The organism is Bradyrhizobium sp. 137 (genome assembly GCF_023074095.1).
Taxonomy (GTDB): Bacteria; Pseudomonadota; Alphaproteobacteria; order Rhizobiales; family Xanthobacteraceae; genus Bradyrhizobium.
Genome location: NZ_JADPKU010000129.1, coordinates 176,496 through 194,884 on the forward strand (window position 1 = coordinate 176,496; position 18,389 = coordinate 194,884).

The window sequence follows — 18,389 nt, forward strand, 5'->3', positions numbered from 1 at the left end:
AATGGCCACGGTCGCATTCATCGGTCTCGGCAATATGGGCGGCCCCATGGCCGCCAATCTGGTCAAGGCCGGCCATAAGGTGGTCGCGTTTGATCTCGTCGAGGCCTCGCGCAACCAGGCCAAGGCCGACGGCGCAGGTATTGCCGACAGCGCAGCGGGCGCGGTGAAAGGCGCGGACGTGGTCGTCACCATGTTGCCGGCCGGCAAGCACGTGCTCTCCGTCTGGAACGAGGTCGTTCCCGCGATGGCCAAGGGCACGCTGATCATCGATAGCTCGACCATCGACGTCGAGAGCGCAAGGCAGGCGCATGCGCTCGCCGCCAAGCACGGCGTGCTCTCCGTCGACGCGCCGGTCTCCGGCGGCACGGGCGGCGCCAAGGGTGCCACGCTGACCTTCATGTGCGGCGGTGAGGAGAGTGCGTTTGCGGCGGCCAAGCCCGTGCTGGAGAATATGGGCAAGAAGATCGTCCATTGCGGCGGCGCCGGCGCCGGCCAAGCCGCGAAGATCTGCAATAACATGATCCTCGGTATTTCCATGATTGCGGTGAGCGAGGCATTTGCACTGGCTGAGAAGCTCGGGCTCTCGCATCAGGCGCTGTTCGACGTCGCCTCGACCTCGTCGGGTCAGTGCTGGTCGCTGACGACCTATTGTCCGGTGCCGGGCCCGGTGCCGACCTCGCCAGCCAACAACGACTACAAGCCGGGCTTTGCCTCGGCGCTGATGGTGAAGGATCTGACGCTGGCGCAGGACGCGGCGAAGGCGGCAGGTGCGGTGACGCCGCTCGGCAAGCATGCGCAGGAGATCTATCAGTCCTTCGACGCCGCCGGGCAGGGCGGGGTGGATTTTTCCGGAATTATCAAGCACGTTAGGGCGCTGGCCGGGAACACTTGATGACGACATTTCAGGAAGCGCGCGCGTTTCTGCTCAAGCACCGCACGGATTTCGACGCAGCGGTCAAAGGCTTCCGCTGGCCCGATCCGGCTCCCTTCAATTGGGCGCTCGACTGGTTCGACGCCGAGCTGGCGGCGAATGCGGACAGCAAGGACCGTCCGGCGCTCTGGATCGTCGATGCCGCGCAGGATCGGCAGACCAAGCTCTCCTTCGCGGCGCTCTCAAAGCGTTCCAACCAGGTCGCGAACTTCCTTCGCGCGCAGGGCTTGAAGCGCGGCGACCACCTTTTGCTGCTGCTCGGCAATGTGGTTCCGCTCTGGGAGACGATGCTGGCGGCGATGAAGCTCGGCGTCGTCGTGATTCCCGCGACCACGTTGCTCACCGCCGACGAGCTGCGCGACCGGCTCGATCGCGGCAAGGCGAAGGCGGTGATTGCTGCCGAGGATCAGGTCGCGAAATTCGCAAGCCTCGGTGCCGAGAGTATCGTCCGCATCGTGGTCGGCGCGGCCTCCAGCGGCTGGCTGGCCTATGACGAGGCGGCGCACGCTTCGGAGAGTTTTGCGCCTGACGGTCCGACCAATGCCGACGACCCGATGCTGCTCTATTTCACCTCGGGCACGACCGCAAAACCAAAACTGGTGCGGCACAGTCAGCGCAGTTATCCGGTCGGCCATCTCTCGACTATGTATTGGATCGGGCTGCAGCCCGGCGACGTCCATCTCAACATCTCGTCGCCCGGCTGGGCCAAGCACGCCTGGAGCTGCTTTTTCGCGCCGTGGAATGCGGGCGCCACCGTGTTCGTGGTCAACCAGCCGCGCTTCGACGCAAAAAGCCTGCTCGCCACCATCGGCCGCTGTGGCGTCACTACGTTATGCGCGCCGCCGACGGTATGGCGGCTGTTCATCCAGGAGAACCTTGCCTCCTTCAAGGTGTCGCTTCGCGAGGTCTGCGGCGCCGGCGAGCCGCTCAATCCTGAAGTGATCGACAAGGTGCAGGCGGCCTGGGGCCTCACCATCCGCGACGGCTACGGTCAGACTGAAACGACGGCACTCGCTGGCAATTCGCCGGGCCAGCCAATCAAGGTCGGATCGATGGGCCGTCCGCTGCCGGGCTATCGCGTGCAGATCAGCGATGCCGACGGCAACCCGGCGAAGGAGGGCGAGGTGACGCTGGTGCTCGGCGTGAACCGTCCCGCCGGATTGATGCAGGGCTATCAGAGTGATGACGGCAAGCTCTCCGGTGCGGAAGGCGAGCTCTATCGCAGCGGCGACGTCGTGTTCGCGGACGAGGACGGGTATCTCACCTTCGTCGGCCGCTCCGACGACGTGTTCAAATCGTCCGACTACCGCATCAGCCCGTTCGAACTGGAGAGCGTGCTCCTGGAGCACGAGCTCGTCGCCGAGGCCGCCGTGGTGCCGAGCCCCGATCCGATCCGGCTCGCGATTCCCAAGGCCTTCGTGTTGCTGACGTCGGGCGCAGAGCGCTCGCCGGAAACCGCGCTCTCGATTTTCAAGCACCTGCACGCGCGCCTTGCGCCGTTCAAGCGTATCCGCCGTCTCGAAATCGTCACCGAGCTGCCGAAGACCATTTCTGGAAAAATCCGTCGCGTGCACCTACGGCGGCTGGAGCGCGATGACGACCGCAACGATCCCCTGCGTGGCCGCGAATTCCGCGAGGAGGATTTTCCGGAGCTGGCAAAAACACGGAGTGAGACCTAAGTGAACGAAGCCTGGAAGAAGCCGCCGATTACGCTGGACGCCTATCAGGCCATGGTCGGCAAAGAGATCGGCGTGTCGTCTTGGCACCTGATCGACCAGCCCCGCATCGACGCCTATGCCGACGTGATCGAGGATCACCAGTTTATCCATGTCGACCCGGAGCGCGCCAAGAAGGAAACCGCGTTCGGCACCACCATCGCACACGGCTTCCTGACGATGTCGCTGATGTCGATCATGTCGTATGAGGTGATGCCTGTGATCGCGGGCACCACGATGGGCGTGAATTACGGGTTCGACAAGCTCCGCTTCATCTCGCCGGTGCGCTCGGGCAAGCGCGTCCGCGGTCGCTTCATGCTGACGGAGGCCAAGCTGCGCAAGGCAGGCGAATTGCAATCCCGCACCAACGTGACCGTGGAGATCGAAGGCGAGGACAAGCCCGCGCTGGTCGCGGATTGGCTCGGGTTGATCTATTTCGCCTGACCCCGCCCGTCGTTGCCGGGCTTGACCCGGCAATCCATCGCTGCTCAAAAAGGCACCCCAGAGCGGGGTTTCACCCTCTCCCCTTGTGGGAGAGGGTGCCTCGCGAACGCGAGGCGGGTGAGGGGTCTCTCTCCGCGAGCGCATCTTTGCCGAGAGAGACCCCTCATTCGGCGCTTCGCGCCACCTTCTCCCACAAGGGGAGAAGGGAAGAAGAACAGAGACTCCTACTCATGGCAATCAGGTTCGACGGACGCGTCGCCATCGTCACCGGCGCGGGCAATGGTCTGGGGCGGGCGCATGCGCTGGGATTGGCCAGCCGCGGCGCCAAGGTCGTCGTCAACGACTTCGGCGGCGCGCGCGACGGCACCGGCGGCTCGCTGTCGCCGGCCGAATCCGTGGTCGAGGAGATCCGCAAAGCGGGCGGCTCCGCGATGGCCGACGGCGCCGATGTCTCGAATTTCGAGCAGGTCACAGCCATGGTCGAGCGCGCCACCAGGGAGTGGGGCAGCGTCGATCTCCTGTGCGCCAATGCCGGCATCCTGCGCGACAAGTCGTTCGGCAAGATGGAGGCGACCGACTTCCAGAAGGTGCTCGACGTGCATCTCGTCGGCACCTTCTATTGCTGCAAGGCGGTCTGGGCCGGCATGCGCGACCGCAACTACGGCCGCATCGTGCTGACGACGTCGTCCTCCGGCCTCTACGGCAATTTCGGACAGGCCAATTACGGCGCGGCGAAATCGGGCATGGTCGGCCTGATGAACGTGCTCGCGGAAGAGGGCCGCAAGAACAACATCCGCGTCAACATTATCTCGCCGACAGCGGCAACCCGCATGACCGAAGAGCTGCTGCCGCCGCAGGCCCTGCAACTGATGAAGCCCAACGCGATCACGCCCGCGGTCGAGTACATGCTCAGCGAGGACGCGCCGACCCGCACCATCATGGGTGCCGGCGCCGGCTCCTTCGCGGTGATCAAGATCTTGGAGAGCGAAGGCATCAACCTGCCGGAATCCGAATGGACCCCGGACGCGGTCGCCGCGCACTTCGCCGAGATCAGCGACATGTCGAAGGCCAAGGCGCTGACGGGTGCGTTCGAGCAGACGCAGAAATACGTCGCGCAGGCCGCGGCGCGGGCGGGGGTAAAACTCTGATAGCGGTCGCCGTCATCGGCGGCGGTCCCGCCGGGCTGATGGCGGCGGAGGTGCTGGCACAGGAAGGCCTGCGCGTCACCGTCTACGACGCCATGCCGTCTGCTGGCCGAAAATTCCTCATGGCCGGCCGCGGCGGTCTCAATCTCACCCATAGCGAGCCGCTGCCGCAGTTCATGGCGGGCTACCGCGCGGCGGCGCCGAAGCTGAAGGGTGCCATCGACGCGTTTCCGCCCGACGCGCTGCGCGCCTGGAGCGAGGCGCTGGGCGAGCCGACTTTCGTCGGTAGCAGCGGGCGGGTGTTTCCGAAGGCATTCAAGGCATCGCCCCTGCTGCGAGCCTGGTTGCGGCGCCTGGATGCGCGCGGTGTCCGCTTCGCCTTTCGCCATCGATGGACTGGCTGGGACAACGGGGGACGGCTGCAATTCCAAACACCCGATGGAACGGCTGAAATCGCTGCCAAAGCGACGGTGCTGGCACTCGGCGGCGCAAGCTGGCCGCGGCTCGGCTCAGACGGCGGCTGGGCGACAATTCTGGCGGACAAGGGCATTGCGATATCGCCGCTGCGGCCTGCCAATTGCGGCTTCACCGTCGCCTGGTCCGATGTGTTCCGCACGCGTTTCGAAGGCCAACCGCTCAAGGGAATTGCGCTCAACTTCGGTCCGCATGGCCTGCGCGGCGAGGCCATCATCACGCGGGCCGGCATCGAGGGCGGGGCGATCTACGCTTTGTCGGCCGAACTGCGCGAGGCGATCGCTGCGGACGGCGAGGCGGTGCTGCGCGTCGCCTTGCGCCCGGACGTTGATGAGGCCGAACTCGTCAAGCGCCTGTCTGCCCCGCGCGGCAAACAGTCGCTCTCCAACTTCCTGCGCAAGGCCGCGCAGCTTTCGCCCGTATCCGCCGGGTTGCTGCAGGAGGTGGCAATCGGCACGGGCCAGTCGCTGTCGGCGATGCCGCCCGAGCGATTGGCGGAGCTCATCAACGCCGTGCCGATCAAGCTAACTGGCGTAGCGCCAATTGCGCGTGCCATTTCCAGCGCCGGGGGCATCTCATTCGATGAACTCACTGCGGATTACATGATCCGCAAGTTGCCCGGCGTATTTGCCGCCGGCGAGATGCTGGACTGGGAGGCGCCGACCGGCGGCTATCTGTTGCAGGCGTCGTTTGCGACCGGCGCCGCGGCGGGCAGGGGCGTGCTGAAACGGCTCGCCCAATTGTCGTCCTGATCTTCCCGATCATAACGTGCCGGTCCTAGAGACGAGATTCGTGAGGAGGCCCAACACGCCGAAGCTTGCTGCGACGGCGCAAACCAGGGTCCAGCCGCCATAGCTCCAGGCCAGGGAGGCCGCCGCGGCGCCGACGCCGCCACCGAAGAAGAACAGCGCGACAAACAGGCCGTTCAGTCGGCCGCGCGCTTCCGGTCGCAGCAGGTTGATGGCGCGGCGGCCGAGCGTCTGGTCGGTGGTGATGCCGACGTCGAGCAGGATCGTGCCAAGGCTCAACACCAGCAGTGCGGTGATGCGGGATTCCAGCATGCCCGCCCAGGCACACAGCGCGAGTGAGCCGATGATGAGCAGATGGGCCGCAAGGAACATCGGCCGCGCCCTGCCTTTGTCGCCCCAGCGGCCGGCGATCGGTGTTGCCGCCGCGCCAGCCACGCCAATCAGCGCGAACACAGCAATTCCCTTGGCGTCGAGGCCGAATGGAGCATCGGGCAGCCGCAGTGCGACTGCCGACCAGAACGCGGTGAAGGAAGCCATGACAAGCGATGCGGTCCAGGCGCGCACCCGCAGCACGGGCTCTTCCCGCAGCAGCCTTGGAAAGGATAGGAGCAATTCGCCGTAGCTCGCGTGTGCTGTCGTTTGAAGCGTTGGAAGATAGCGGCCAAGTGCACCGGAAAGCAGCGCCATCAGCGCGGCCGAGACGACGTAATAGGCGCGCCAGCTCCAGAGATCCGCGATCAGGCTCGCCGCGGGCCGTGACAAGAGGATACCGACCATCAATCCACCCATCACTTCGCCGATGGCCTGACCGCGACGGTCCGGCGGCACCATGGATGCGACCAGCGGAACCATCATCTGGATCGCCGCGCAGGACGCGCCGAGGATGAAGGTGGCGAGCAGCAGGAGCGAGGGCGTCGGCGCAAGTGCCATTGCGAGCGCGGCGAGGATGGCGCAGCCGAGCGTCCGCAGGATGAGTCGCCGGTTCTCGACGAGATCGACCAGAGGCACGAGCAGCAGCAGGCCGAGCGCATAGCCGAGCAATGTCAGCGTGCTGATCAGGCCGGCCTGCCACGCAGTCATGGACAGTGACCGGCCAATCAGTCCGAGCAGGATCTGCGGCGCGAACAGATCCGTGACGACGACACCGGCGGTGACGGCGCCGAGCCAGATCAGGGGCCGCTCGGCGAGTTGCCCTCGAGACCCCGGCTTGGTTACTTCGGAAATAGTCATGGATCCTCGCAGCTCTGGTGCGGGACCCTTTAAACGGAAGCATCAATATGCTACAATTCAAATAAGACTATAAAGAATATGCGAGTTGCTCATGAACACCCATGACCTTGTCGCCTTCGTCGCGGTGGTCGAGACCGGATCGATCGTCGCGGCCTCGGCACGTCTCAATCTCACGCAGCCCGGCGTGACGCGTCGCATCCAGAATCTCGAGGAGATGCTGGGGGCACAGCTCCTGGATCGGCTGTCGAAGCCGCTGAAACCGACGGCGGCGGGCCACGAGGCCTATGAGCGGGGCCGGCGCCTGCTCAGGATGCTGGACGACCTCAAGTCGGGCGTTGCCGATGACGGCATGGTGCGCGGCGAGTTCAGGCTCGGTCTGACGCCGTTCCTCTCGGAGGCAGGGTTGACCGGACCGCTCGATGCTGTGCGCGCCGAATTTCCCGTACTTGCCGTGCGTGTCGTCTCAGGTTGGTCGCCAAACCAGCTCGAACGTGTCTGTCGCAATGAACTCGATGCCGCCGCGATCTGTCTGCCTGACGGAGCCGTGCCGCCTGCCGATCTCGTTGCCGATGATCTCGGGGCGCAGCCGCTTGTGTTTGTCGTCGCGCGCGACATGAAGATTCCGCGCATCGTCGACCTGGAACGACTGTCGCAGCTATCCTGGGTGATCAACCAGGACGGTTGCGGGTTTCGCGATACGCTGAAACGAAAGTTCGATGCCGCGCATCTTCCGTTCAATATCGCGGTAGAGGCGTTGGACAGCGAACTGCGCCTGTCGCTGGTGTCGCGCGGCCTCGGCATCGGGCTGGTCACTCCGATCGCACTGAAGCACAGCGCGTTTCGTGACAAGCTCAAGGCCGTCGCTGCGCGCGACTTCAAACCCGCCGTGCGCGCATGGATGATCCATCGCGCGCCCGCCGGGCGTCTGAAGCGGCCGATCAAGCTCTTCCGCGACGAGCTGGACAGAGAGCTCCAGGCCCTGATCGGGCGTTAGCGCAGCTTTCCCCGCGCCGCGACCGGCAGTGTGCCGATGATCTCCTCGCCGCGCACCATCACGACCTCATCCATCATGTTGACGACGACGCAGACATGGTTCGGCACGATGCGGACGACGTCGCCGACGTTGGGCCGCGTGTTGCTGCGGGAGAGGTCGAGGAAGCCGTGCTCCTCGGCAAAGCGCGCGATCTTCGCTTCGGGATGCTCCAGGATCAGGCCGTGACCATCGAGGCCGCCGGTGTCCGTGGTCAGCGTCTTCGAACCGGCATCGAGAATGCCGCGCTCGGGCGCGGCGCGGCTCACCACTGTCGAATAGATGTGCAGTGCGCAGTCGTCCCAACTGGCGACGCCGGCGGCGACCTGCATGCGGTCGTTGTAGATATAGGTGCCGAAGCGGTGCTCGGTGCCGCCCTTGAGCTTGCCGAGGTTCTTCAGGTTCGGCGTGCCCCCGGTCGAGACGATCTTCGCGTCCAGCCCGTGCGCGCGCACGCCGGCTAGCGCCTCGTCGTAGAATTTTTGCGCGTCCGCCCAGCCGGTCTCGGTCGGATACATCAGGAAGCCGGCGAACTGCAGTCCTTTGGACGCGGCGATCTCCCGCGCCAAAGCGATTGCTTCGGCCGGCATCTCGACACCGGCGCGCTTGCGGCCCGTGTCGCATTCGACCACGACCGAGAGCGGGCGGCCTGATGCGGCGGCTGCCTTGGGGAGCCCTGCGACGACGGTCGAATTGTCGGCGGCCACGGTCATGTTGGCCTTCGCCTGGAGCGCGCCGAGCCGCGCCATCTTCTCTTCGCCCAGGAGATTGTAGCTGATCAGGATATCGTCGATGCCCGCATTGGCCATGATCTCGGCTTCGCCGAGCTTCTGGCAGGTGATCCCCTTGGCACCGGCCGCAACCTGCATTTTTGCAATCGTCGGGTTCTTGTGTGTCTTGATGTGGGGACGATTGGCGATGCCGGCATCATCGCAGGCCTTCTGGATGCGCGCGATGTTGCGCTCGACCCTGTCCATGTCGATGACGGCGCAGGGCGTGCCGTATTCGCGGGCGATTTTTGCGGCGAGGGGGGTGGTCATGGATGTCCTTTAGTTGGCGCGTATTCCAATCGCAAAACCGGTGCCCACTTTTGCGGAATACGCGCTATGCCTGTTCAATCTCTTCGCGGAGCATTTCAAGTTCGAGCCAGCGCTCTTCGGCAGCAGACAATTCTTCATGCGCCCTGGCGATGGCGGCGGAGGTGTCGTCGAACTTCTTACGATCCTTGGTGTAGAGGTTGGGATCGTCGAGCACGCGTTGCAGCTTGGCGATATCGGCCTGCAACGCTTCCATCTTCTTCGGCAGCGTTTCCAGCGCGTGCTTCTCGTTGAAGCTCAGGCGCCGCTTTGGCGTGGCGGCGGGAGCAGCTGGCCGCTCCTCTTTCTTCTCCGCCGAGGCTTGCGCCTTTGCCGTGTCACGCTTCAAGTCCGCGCCGCGCTGCGCCAGCATGTCGCTGTAGCCGCCGGCATATTCGATCCATTTGCCGTTACCCTCGGGCGCGATCACGGAGGTGACGACGCGATCGAGGAAATCGCGGTCATGGCTGATCAGGATCACCGTGCCCTCGTAATCGCCGAGCATCTCCTCGAGCACGTCGAGAGTGTCGAGATCGAGATCGTTGGTCGGCTCGTCCAGCACCAGGAGGTTCGAGGGCTTTGCCAGCGCGCGGGCCAGCATCAGCCGGCCACGCTCGCCGCCGGAGAGCACCTCAAGGGGCGTGCCGCGCTGTTCCTGTGCGAACAGAAAGTCCTTCATGTAGCCGACGACATGCTTCGGCTTGCCGCCGACCATGATGTGATCGCCGCGGCCACCGGTCAGCGCTTCAGCCAGCGTCGACTTCGGATCGAGGCTTTCACGGTGCTGGTCAAGCGTTGCCATCTCGAGATTGGCCCCGAGCCGCACAATGCCGGAATCCGGCTGCGTGCCGCCGGTGAGCAGATTGACCAGGGTGGTCTTGCCGGCGCCGTTCGGCCCGATGATGCCGAGCCGATCGCCGCGCTGAATACGGGTGGAGAAGTTTTCGACGATCTTCCGCTCGCCATAGGTCTTGGTGATGCCTTTGGCCTCGATCACCAGCTTGCCGGACTGCTCGGCCTCCGCGGCTGCCAGATTGGCGCTGCCGGCGCTGCCGCGATAATTGCGACGCTGGTCGCGCAGCGCATGCAGATTGGCGAGGCGCTTGACGTTGCGCTTGCGCCGGCCGGAGACGCCGTGGCGCAGCCAGTGCTCCTCGTCGACGATCTTGCGGTCGAGCTTGTGCTGGTCGCGCTCTTCCTCCGCCAGCACCTCGTCGCGCCAAGCTTCGAACGAGGCAAAGCCGCGGTCGATCTGTTTGATCTTGCCGCGGTCGAGCCAGGCGGTGGAGCGCGACAGGTTGGTGAGGAAGCGGCGGTCGTGGCTGATCAGCACCAGCGCACTGCGCCGGCTGTCCAGCTCCTTTTCCAGCCACTCGATGGTGGAGAGATCGAGATGGTTGGTCGGCTCGTCCAGCAGCAAGATGTCGGGCGAGGGCGCCAGCACGCGGGCGAGCGCGGCACGACGGGCCTCGCCGCCGGAGAGGTTATGCGGGTTCTCCTCGCCGGTGAGACCGAGCTGCTCCAAGAGATAACGCGCCTGGTGCAGGTCGTCGCCAGGCGCGAGGCCTGCCTCGACATAGGCGTGCGTGGTCTTGTGCTCGCCGAAATCCGGCTCCTGCGGCAGATAGCGCACGGTGGCGCCAGGCTGCACGAAGCGCGTGCCGCCGTCGGGTTCGACCAGGCCGGCCGCGATTCTGAGCAGCGTCGACTTGCCGGATCCGTTACGGCCGATCAGGCAGACGCGCTCGCTTGGCGCGACATTGAGCTCGACGCCGCTCAAAAGCGGGGTGCCGCCAAACGTCAGCCTGATGTCTTTCAGTTGGATCAGCGGCGGCGCCATGGTCAGCTCTGACTGGTTGCGGCCGCATCAGCGCGGCGGCGCTGAATCCGGCGCAGCGTCTGGTCGAGCGCCGAGAGGAATGCGGAACGGTCGCGCGGCGCGAACGAGCGCGGGCCGCCGGTGACTTCGCCGGCCGAACGCAGATCCGTCATGAGGTTGCGCACCGCCAGCGTCATGCCGATGGATTCCTCCGTGAACGGCTTGCCGTTCGGTGCGATCACGTCGGCACCCGCCTTGACGCAGCGGCTGGCCAGCGGAATGTCTGATGTCACGACAACATCGCCGGGCTTGGCGCGCTCCGCGATCCAGTCGTCGGCCGCGTCCATGCCCGGACCGGCGGCGATGCGCTGGATCAGGGGCTCTTGGGGCACGCGGATGAGATTCCCGGCAACCACGCTCACGGGCACGCCGTGGCGGAGCGCGACGCGGTAGATCTCGTCCTTCACCGGACAGGCGTCGGCATCGACATAGATGCGGGTGGGGGTGTCAGTCATTGGCCGCGTGGTACCCCATTCGGGCCGCAAAGGCGAGGGGATTGACCGGTGTTCCCTGGGCTCTACGATCAGCTCCGAAACAACAAGAACGGGGAACGCCAGCCATGCCGGACCGGCTCGAAACCTATCGCGTCGAAGCCTACAACACTGCAAAGCAGTCCGAGAACAAGATGCACGACGACACGGTGGCGCGCCGTTTCGGCTTTTCCGGCGGGCTGGTGCCGGGCGTCGATGTCTTCGCCTACATGATGCACGTGCCGATTGCCCGCTGGGGCCGCGACTTCCTCACCCGCGGACTGGTCGAGGCGCGCTTCATCAAGCCGGTCTATGACGGCGAGACCGCCGATGTCGATGCCACCGAGCACAACGGCCTACTGACGATCGAGGTGTTCAGTCGCACCGAGCTTTGTGCGACCGGCACGGCCACGTTGCCAGCGGCGGCGCCGGCGATTTCGCTGAGCGATTATGTCGAGGTGCCTGTTGTTGCCGAGCGCGCGCCAGTCAGTCCGGCGACGTTCGAAACGGGGAAATGGCTGGGCACGATTCCGCGTCGCTGGGCTGGACAGGATGCGGCCGACTATCTCGCCGACATCAGGGAGACCGATCCGATCTTCGCATGCGAGGGGCTCGGCCATCCCGGCCTGATCCAGCGCGTCATGAACCGCGTGCTGGTCGACAACACCATTCTGGGGCCGTGGATTCACGTCGGTAGCCGTATGCAATTGCTGGCGGCCGCGCGCGCTGGCGACGAGATCAGCGCGCGGGCAAGAGTCACCGCGAATTACGAGAAGAAGGGCCACCGCTTCGTCGAGCTCGACGCGCTGGTTGTCGCCAACGGCACCACGCCGCTGGCGCACTGCCAGCACACCGCGATCTATCAGCCACGCGAGCAGGCGGCGGCGTAATTACCGACACCGTCATTCCGGGGCGATGCGAAGCATCGAACCCGGAATCTCGAGATTCCGGGTTCGGTCCTGCGGACCGCCCCGGAATGACGAGGTGAGATTTAAGGACGGCGTCAAGCCCGGCCATGACGATCGAAGAAGCGCGGCCCTTACGCCGCCTTGGCCTTCGCCTCTTGGATCGCCCGCCACACCCGCTCCGGCGTGAGCGGCATGTCGATGTGCTTGATGCCGTACTCTGAAAGCGCGTCAAGCACCGCGTTGACCACCGTCGACAGGCTGCCGGCGCAGCCGGCTTCACCGCAGCCCTTGCTGCCGAGCGGATTGGTCGTGGCCGGCACCGGATGATCGCCGACCGTCATGTTCGGCACATCCTCGGCGCGCGGCAGCGCGTAGTCCATCAGCGAGCCCGTGATCGGCTGGCCGCTGTCGTCGTAGCGGATCTGCTCCATCAGCGCCTGGCCGATGCCCTGGACGATGCCGCCATGGAGCTGGCCTGCGACCAGCATCGGATTGATCACCGTGCCGAAATCGTTGACCGCGCTGTAGCGCACGATCTGCACCACGCCGGTCTCCGGATCGATCTCGACCTCGGCGACGTGGCAGCCGTTCGGGAAGGCCGACGGCACCGGCTCGCTGGTGTGGTCGACGTCGAGGCTGTCAGGCACGCCCTCCGGCACCTTGCCACCATGCAGGCGCTGCGCCAGCTCCATGATGTCGATGCTGCGATCGGTGCCAGCGATGGTGAAGCGGCCGCCTTCGAACTCGATGTCTGCCTCGGATGCCTCCAGCATGTGCGCGGCGGCGCGCTTGCCCTTTTCGATCACGAGCTTGGCGGCGCCCACGATCGCCATGCCGCTGGCGGTGATCGAGCGCGAACCGCCGGTGCCGTTGCCAGCGTGCACGATGTCGCTGTCGCCCTGGACGAGCTTGACGCGCTCGAAGGGCACCCCGAGCTGCTCGCTCAAAACTTGCGCAAACGGCGTCGCGTGGCCCTGGCCGTAATCGAGCGTGCCGGTGATGAGCTGCACGGTGCCGTCAGGGTCGAACACGATCTTGCCGAGCTCGGGGCTCGGCGGGGCCGTGACCTCCAGATAGGAGCCGACCGCGATGCCGCGCAGCTTGCCGGCCTTTTTGCTTTCCTTCTTGCGCTTCGCGAAATTCTCGTGGTCGGAGATTTCGAGTGCCTTGTTGAACACGGCCTGGAAGTCGCCGCTGTCATAGGTGACGCCGGAGGAGGCCGCGAACGGCATCTGGTCCGGCTTGATGAAGTTGCGCTTGCGCAAGGTCAGTCGGTTGATGCCCATCTCGTCGGCGGCGCGGTCGATCAGCCGCTCCATGTAATAGTTCGCCTCGGGCCGACCGGCGCCGCGATAGGCGCCCATCAGCGTGGTGTTGGTCAAAACCGTCTTGATGTCGACCGCCATGATCGGCGTGCGATAGACGCTGGAAAAATTCTTGCCGGTGTTGAGCGAGAGCGGCCCCGGCGCAACGCCAGTGATGTAGGCGCCGAGATTGCCGTAGCCGGAGAGCTTGGCCGCGAGGAAATGCCCCTCGGCATCGAGCGCGAGCTCCGCATGGATCTTTTGTGCACGGCCGTGGCTGTCGGAGAGAAAGCTGGTGGAGCGCTCGTCCAGCCATTTCACCGGCCGCTCCAGCGCCTTCGCCGCGTACAGGATGCACATGTACTCGGGATAGTTGATGTTCTTCATGCCGAAGGAGCCGCCGACATTGGCGGTGAGGATGCGTACCTTCTCGTTCGGCACTTTCAGGTTCTTGGCGAGATTGGCCCGGTTGCCGGCGACACCCTGCGTCGGCACCTGAAGCGTGTAGCGCTCGGTCTTCTTGTCGTAGGAGGCAAGCCCCACGCGCGGCTCCATCGAAACCACCGCGACGCGGGTATTCTCTATATCGAGCTTGGTGACATGGGCGGCGCTGGCAAACGCCGCGTTGACCTTCTCCATGTCGCCATAGTGGTAGTCGAGCGCGACGTTGTTCGGGATATGGTCGTAGAGCTGCGGCGCGCCGGGCTTGGCCGCCTCCTCGGGGTCCGTCACTGCCGGCAGCGGCTCGATGTCGACCTCGACGGCCTCGGCCGCATCGCGCGCCTGGGCCAGCGTCTCTGCCACCACGAAGGCGACGGGATCGCCGACGAAGCGGACCTTGTCGGTCGCCAGCGGCTGACGGTTGGTCTGAAGCAGGGGCGAGCCGTCGCGGCTCTTCAGCGGCAGGCCGCAGGTGAAGGGGCCGTAGCCGGCTGCATCGAGATCCGTGCCGGTCCATACCCCCAGCACGCCCGGCATCGCCTTGGCGGCATCAATGTCGATGCCGCGGATGATGCCATGGGCATGGGTGGAACGGACGACAACGGCATAGGCCTGGCCGGGCAGGTTGAAATCATCGGTATAGCGGCCTTTGCCGCGCACCAGCGTGTCGTCCTCCTTACGTCGGACGGGCTGCCCGACGCCATATTTTTGCAGTGCAATGGCGTTTTCGAGCGCGGACGATTTGGTGTGTTCTTGCATCGAGTTGACCTGAAAAGCCGGTATTTGCGCATTTTCGCGGCAGCGGGAGACCGGACCTCACTGAAATAACCCACGGCCCCGTTCACGACAACGCACGAATGGGCATGGTCCCATGTGATGCGATGTTGCGCAGACCTGCTGCGCTGCTAATGTTTCAGGCGAAAAGCAATTCCAGATCGGCCCGATGGGTCGCGGAAAGACAGTTTGTATGAATGACCACACGCGGCTCCGCGACGGCCTTGGGCTGCACGGTGAGCTGGAGGGGTCGATGGCGGCGGTGGCGTTGGCCACTGTACCGGCCGTCGGCGCGCAGGCGCCGGGAACCGGCGTCTATGCGGCGCTGGACCTCGGCACCAACAATTGCCGGCTCCTGATCGCCTGTCCGACCCAGGACGGCTTTCGCGTAGTCGATTCCTTCTCGCGCATCATCCGGCTCGGCGAGGGCGTCTCGGCAACGGGATGCATCAGCGAGGCGGCGATCGAGCGCGCCATCGCGGCGCTCAGCATCTGCCGCGACAAGATCAATTTGCGCAAGGCGCGGCGGCTGCGCCTGATCGCGACCGAAGCCTGCCGCGCAGCCTCGAATGCGGAAGGTTTCCGCAGCCGTGTCGCGGCCGAGACCGGCATCGAGCTGGAGGTGATCGATCGCGAGACCGAAGCGGCGCTCGCCGTGCTCGGCTGTTCGCCGCTGGTGGACCCCAGGGGACGCGGCGCGATCCTGTTCGACATCGGCGGCGGCTCGACCGAACTGGTGCGGATCGAGCGCGATCCGCAAAATCCCCAGCCGCGCATAAAAGCCTGGATGTCGATCCCGCTTGGCGTCGTCACGCTCGCCGAGCAGTTCGGCGGCCGCGACGTGACCTCGGAGATCTATGCCGCGATGGAGCAGGAGGTTGCGAGTTACGTCGCGCCGTTTGCGGAAGAGCATGGCGGCGATCTCGCCGACATGCATCTGCTGGGCACCTCGGGCACGGTAACCACGCTCGCCGGCATCCATCTCAACCTCGCGCGCTACGACCGCCGTCGCATCGACAGCATCTGGATGAACGATTCCGACATCACCGCGACCATCAACAAGCTGCTCGGTATGAGCTACGAGGAGCGTGCCGGCAACAGCTGCATCAGCATCGAGCGTGCCGATCTCGTGCTCGCCGGCTGCGCCATCCTCGATGCTATTAGGCGCGCCTTTCCGCTGCCGCGTCTCCGCGTCGCCGATCGGGGCCTGCGCGAAGGCATGCTGGTCGAGATGATGCGCGAGGACGGCGCTCTCAGGAGCTGGTGAGATGGCCAAGGACACCACCGGCCGCTTGCACGTCCAAGTCAAGACCAAGGTCAAGACCGGCGGCAAGCGCAAGCTCTCGTCGAAGCTGTGGCTGGAGCGGCAGCTCAACGATCCCTATGTCGCGAAAGCCAAGGCGGCGGGCTATCGCTCGCGCGCGGCGTTCAAGCTCTTGGAGATCGACGACAAGTTCCGTCTTCTCAAGCCAGGCCTGGCCGTGGTCGATCTCGGCGCCGCGCCCGGCGGCTGGAGCCAGATCGCGGCCAAGCGCGTCGGCTCCGCGGAAGGCAAGGGCAAGGTCGTTGCGATCGACCTGCTGGAGATGCCGGAGATCCCGGGCGTCGATTTCGCGCAGCTCGACTTCATGGACAATGACGCCCCCGAGAAGCTCACCGCGATGCTGGGCGGCGGCGCCGACGTCGTGATGTCCGACATGGCGGCCAACACCACCGGCCACCGCAAGACCGACCAGCTCCGCATCGTCGGTCTCGTCGAGACCGCGGCGGCCTTTGCCTGCGACGTGCTCAAGCCCGGCGGCAGTTTCCTGGCAAAGACCTTCCAGAGCGGTGCCGACGCCGATCTGCTCGCCCAGCTCAAGCGCGATTTCACCGCCGTGCGTCACGTCAAGCCGGCCGCGAGCCGCCAGGATTCCTCGGAACGCTACGTGCTGGCGACGGGGTTTCGGGGCGAGGCGAAGGCGTAACCACAAGCGCTGTCATTCCGGGGCGCCTCGAAGAGGCGAGCCGGGAATCCATTTCTCCTCGCGCTCCGCGGCACAATAAATTCCGGAGATTCCGGGCTCGATGCTACGCATCGCCCCGGAATGACCGAAGGAACTCACCCCAGCCGCTGATCCCGCACGTCCTGGGTATCCTCGCTCGCCGCCTTGAGCGCTGCCTTCTCTGCGCCCTTGCCGGCACCTTTGCGGCTTGCGATCTCCGCCGCCTTGCGGCCGGAGATCTCGTGACCGGCGTCAGCGGGCATCTGCCAGAAGAACCAGCTCGAGGCCGCCGAGGTCAGCGCGACCACGACAAAGGCCGGCGCGAACACGGTGGCGTTGAGCTCGCTGACATGACTGAACCACATGGTCGTCTCGACACAGGCCGCGCCGACGGCGACGCCGGCAGAGACCGCGAGCTGCTGGTTGACGCTGACCAGCGTGGTGGCCCGGCTCATCTGGGCGGTCTCGACATCGGCATAGGCGACCGTGTTGATGGCGGTGAACTCCAGCGAGCGGAAGAAGCCGCCGACCACCAGGATCACCATGATGATGAGCAGCGGCGTCGTCACCGTGAACAGCGCGCAGACGCCGAGGAAGAATGCGCTGATGATCGCGTTCACCGTCATCAGATTGCGGAAGCCAAAGGCGCGGATGATGCGCGCCGCCAGCGTCTTCATGCCCATGGCGCCGAGCGAGGAGGCGAAGGTGACGAGGCCGGAGTGGAACGGCGACAGGCCGAAGCCGATCTGCATCAGGAGCGGCAGCAGGAAGGGCAGCGCGCCGATGCCGAGCCGGAACATGAAGCCGCCGAGCACGGCCGCGCGTAGCGTCGGCAGCTTCAGCAGCGAAAAATCCAGCACCGGCGATCCCGTCCGCCTTGCGTGGATGACGTAGAGCGCCATAGAGATCGCGCCGCCCACCACCAGCGCGGCAACCGTGCTCCAGGGCAGCAGGTTGAGCCCGGCGACGGAGAGACCAAACGCGATGCCGGCCAGTCCGATGCCCGCCAGCATCATGCCGTAGAGGTCGAATGGTTCCTGAGTCTCGCTCTTGATGGGATCGATGAAGCGCAGCGCCATGAAGATGCCGAGCAGCCCGATCGGGATGTTGATCAGGAAGATCCAGTGCCAGGAGGCGTAGGTGGTGATGAAGCCGCCGAGCGGCGGGCCGATCACCGGGCCGATCAGGGCAGGGACCGTCACCCAGGCCATCGCGTTGACCAGCGCGCTCTTGTCGACCGAACGCAGCAGCACGAGACGCCCGACCGGCGTCATCATGGCCCCGCCCATTCCTTGCAGGATGCGCGCGAACACGAAATCGGTGACCGAGGTCGAGAGCGCGCAGCCGACCGAGCCGACCATGAACACGCCGACCGCGATCGCGAACACCATGCGCGCGCCGAAGCGGTCGGCGGTCCAACCGCTCGCCGGGATGAACACTGCCAGCGACAGCAGATAGGAGGTGATCGCGAGCTTCAGCGTCAGGGGACTGGTGCCGATGTCGGCCGCGATCGCCGGCAGCGAGGTGGCGATCACCGTCGAGTCCATGTTCTCCATGAAGAGAGCAGTGGCCACGATCAGCGGAATGACGCGTTGCTTGTCGACCATGACGGATTGGTAATGAAAATCGGAAGGAAGAGTGGACTTGCGGCTTATCACCCCCGTCAGGCCGGGACCATTGCGCAACAACGCATAGCACCTAAATCCCGCGTAACGGTGTGACCCGCTTCAACGGTTGCACCCCGGGGAGTCGCGCTCCCTCGTCATTGCCGGTCCCCTTCTGGCGCCAGCCCGGAATGACGGTGGGTGGGGGCGCGCACAGGCTATCCCCGCTG

At 65.3% G+C, this 18,389-nt stretch carries 15 protein-coding genes; 9 read left to right on the forward strand and 6 right to left on the reverse strand.

Translation table 11 applies throughout. The features are described from left to right. Position 1: 1 nt before the first annotated feature. The 5 genes from mmsB (at position 2) to IVA78_RS33380 (ending at position 5,461) form a co-directional block, all read left to right on the forward strand. Entirely contained in the window at positions 2–892 is an 891-nt protein-coding gene (gene mmsB / locus IVA78_RS33360; protein WP_247276945.1) for a 3-hydroxyisobutyrate dehydrogenase, read from the forward strand. Then, a complete protein-coding gene (locus IVA78_RS33365; protein ID WP_247449228.1) occupies positions 892–2,610 on the forward strand; it encodes an AMP-binding protein in 1,719 nt (572 codons plus the stop codon). The genes mmsB and IVA78_RS33365 overlap by 1 nt, the downstream gene beginning before the upstream one ends. Continuing rightward, positions 2,611–3,090, forward strand: coding sequence for a MaoC family dehydratase (locus IVA78_RS33370; RefSeq protein WP_247420141.1), 480 nt, complete (start codon positions 2,611–2,613; stop codon positions 3,088–3,090). A 230-nt stretch (positions 3,091–3,320) separates the two neighbouring features. Then, entirely contained in the window at positions 3,321–4,238 is a 918-nt protein-coding gene (locus IVA78_RS33375; protein ID WP_247276948.1) for an SDR family NAD(P)-dependent oxidoreductase, read from the forward strand. Further along, positions 4,235–5,461 carry a TIGR03862 family flavoprotein gene (locus IVA78_RS33380; protein WP_256464573.1) on the forward strand — a complete coding sequence of 409 codons (1,227 nt, stop codon included), beginning with the start codon at positions 4,235–4,237 and terminating at the stop codon, positions 5,459–5,461. The genes IVA78_RS33375 and IVA78_RS33380 overlap by 4 nt, the downstream gene beginning before the upstream one ends. A gap of 9 nt (positions 5,462–5,470) precedes the next feature. Here IVA78_RS33380 and IVA78_RS33385 read toward each other — a convergent pair whose 3' ends face one another. Beyond that, on the reverse strand, positions 5,471–6,688 hold the full coding sequence (locus IVA78_RS33385) for an MFS transporter (protein ID WP_247469455.1): 1,218 nt from the start codon (positions 6,686–6,688) through the stop codon (positions 5,471–5,473). 91 nt (positions 6,689–6,779) lie between these two features. On the opposite strand from IVA78_RS33385, the gene IVA78_RS33390 reads away from it, so the two are divergent. Continuing rightward, a complete protein-coding gene (locus IVA78_RS33390) occupies positions 6,780–7,682 on the forward strand; it encodes a LysR family transcriptional regulator (protein ID WP_247469457.1) in 903 nt (300 codons plus the stop codon). Here IVA78_RS33390 and IVA78_RS33395 read toward each other — a convergent pair. From IVA78_RS33395 to IVA78_RS33405, 3 genes are all read right to left on the reverse strand, one after another. Continuing rightward, a complete protein-coding gene (locus tag IVA78_RS33395; RefSeq protein ID WP_247276952.1) occupies positions 7,679–8,758 on the reverse strand; it encodes a D-TA family PLP-dependent enzyme in 1,080 nt (359 codons plus the stop codon). The genes IVA78_RS33390 and IVA78_RS33395 overlap by 4 nt on opposite strands. Before the next feature lie 64 nt (positions 8,759–8,822). Next, the gene (locus IVA78_RS33400; protein WP_247276953.1) at positions 8,823–10,634 is read right to left on the reverse strand and encodes an ATP-binding cassette domain-containing protein; all 1,812 of its coding nucleotides are present in this window, start codon (positions 10,632–10,634) and stop codon (positions 8,823–8,825) included. Positions 10,635–10,636: 2 nt separating this feature from the next. Then, a complete protein-coding gene (locus tag IVA78_RS33405) occupies positions 10,637–11,128 on the reverse strand; it encodes a YaiI/YqxD family protein (protein WP_247276954.1) in 492 nt (163 codons plus the stop codon). 104 nt (positions 11,129–11,232) lie between these two features. On the opposite strand from IVA78_RS33405, the gene IVA78_RS33410 reads away from it, so the two are divergent. Continuing rightward, entirely contained in the window at positions 11,233–12,033 is an 801-nt protein-coding gene (locus tag IVA78_RS33410; protein WP_247276955.1) for a hypothetical protein, read from the forward strand. A gap of 149 nt (positions 12,034–12,182) precedes the next feature. On the opposite strand, the gene IVA78_RS33415 is transcribed toward IVA78_RS33410, so the two are convergent. Beyond that, a complete protein-coding gene (locus IVA78_RS33415; protein ID WP_247469460.1) occupies positions 12,183–14,555 on the reverse strand; it encodes a xanthine dehydrogenase family protein molybdopterin-binding subunit in 2,373 nt (790 codons plus the stop codon). A gap of 208 nt (positions 14,556–14,763) precedes the next feature. Here IVA78_RS33415 and IVA78_RS33420 point away from each other — a divergent pair, with 208 nt between their 5' ends. Together IVA78_RS33420 and IVA78_RS33425 are read left to right on the forward strand one after the other, a co-directional pair. Further along, positions 14,764–15,837, forward strand: coding sequence for a Ppx/GppA phosphatase family protein (locus tag IVA78_RS33420; RefSeq protein WP_247276957.1), 1,074 nt, complete (start codon positions 14,764–14,766; stop codon positions 15,835–15,837). A 1-nt stretch (position 15,838) separates the two neighbouring features. Next, positions 15,839–16,537 (forward strand): RlmE family RNA methyltransferase, encoded by a 699-nt coding sequence (locus tag IVA78_RS33425; RefSeq protein ID WP_247276958.1) that lies wholly within the window; start codon positions 15,839–15,841, stop codon positions 16,535–16,537. A gap of 134 nt (positions 16,538–16,671) precedes the next feature. Here the strand turns inward: IVA78_RS33425 and IVA78_RS33430 are convergent, their stop codons facing one another. Then, a complete protein-coding gene (locus tag IVA78_RS33430; RefSeq protein ID WP_247276959.1) occupies positions 16,672–18,162 on the reverse strand; it encodes an MFS transporter in 1,491 nt (496 codons plus the stop codon). Between the last annotated feature and the right edge of the window lie 227 nt (positions 18,163–18,389).

What these genes read in the sequence shown, in the direction of transcription:
- mmsB (WP_247276945.1), top strand. Translation starts at nt 2, where the DNA reads ATGGCCACGGTCGCATTCATCGGTCTCGGCAATATGGGCGGCCCCATG.
- IVA78_RS33365 (WP_247449228.1), top strand. Translation starts at nt 892, where the DNA reads ATGACGACATTTCAGGAAGCGCGCGCGTTTCTGCTCAAGCACCGCACG.
- IVA78_RS33375 (WP_247276948.1), top strand. Translation starts at nt 3,321, where the DNA reads ATGGCAATCAGGTTCGACGGACGCGTCGCCATCGTCACCGGCGCGGGC.
- IVA78_RS33385 (WP_247469455.1), bottom strand. Translation starts at nt 6,688, where the DNA reads ATGACTATTTCCGAAGTAACCAAGCCGGGGTCTCGAGGGCAACTCGCC.
- IVA78_RS33390 (WP_247469457.1), top strand. Translation starts at nt 6,780, where the DNA reads ATGAACACCCATGACCTTGTCGCCTTCGTCGCGGTGGTCGAGACCGGA.
- IVA78_RS33395 (WP_247276952.1), bottom strand. Translation starts at nt 8,758, where the DNA reads ATGACCACCCCCCTCGCCGCAAAAATCGCCCGCGAATACGGCACGCCC.
- IVA78_RS33400 (WP_247276953.1), bottom strand. Translation starts at nt 10,634, where the DNA reads ATGGCGCCGCCGCTGATCCAACTGAAAGACATCAGGCTGACGTTTGGC.
- IVA78_RS33405 (WP_247276954.1), bottom strand. Translation starts at nt 11,128, where the DNA reads ATGACTGACACCCCCACCCGCATCTATGTCGATGCCGACGCCTGTCCG.
- IVA78_RS33410 (WP_247276955.1), top strand. Translation starts at nt 11,233, where the DNA reads ATGCCGGACCGGCTCGAAACCTATCGCGTCGAAGCCTACAACACTGCA.
- IVA78_RS33415 (WP_247469460.1), bottom strand. Translation starts at nt 14,555, where the DNA reads ATGCAAGAACACACCAAATCGTCCGCGCTCGAAAACGCCATTGCACTG.
- IVA78_RS33420 (WP_247276957.1), top strand. Translation starts at nt 14,764, where the DNA reads ATGAATGACCACACGCGGCTCCGCGACGGCCTTGGGCTGCACGGTGAG.
- IVA78_RS33425 (WP_247276958.1), top strand. Translation starts at nt 15,839, where the DNA reads ATGGCCAAGGACACCACCGGCCGCTTGCACGTCCAAGTCAAGACCAAG.
- IVA78_RS33430 (WP_247276959.1), bottom strand. Translation starts at nt 18,162, where the DNA reads ATGGTCGACAAGCAACGCGTCATTCCGCTGATCGTGGCCACTGCTCTC.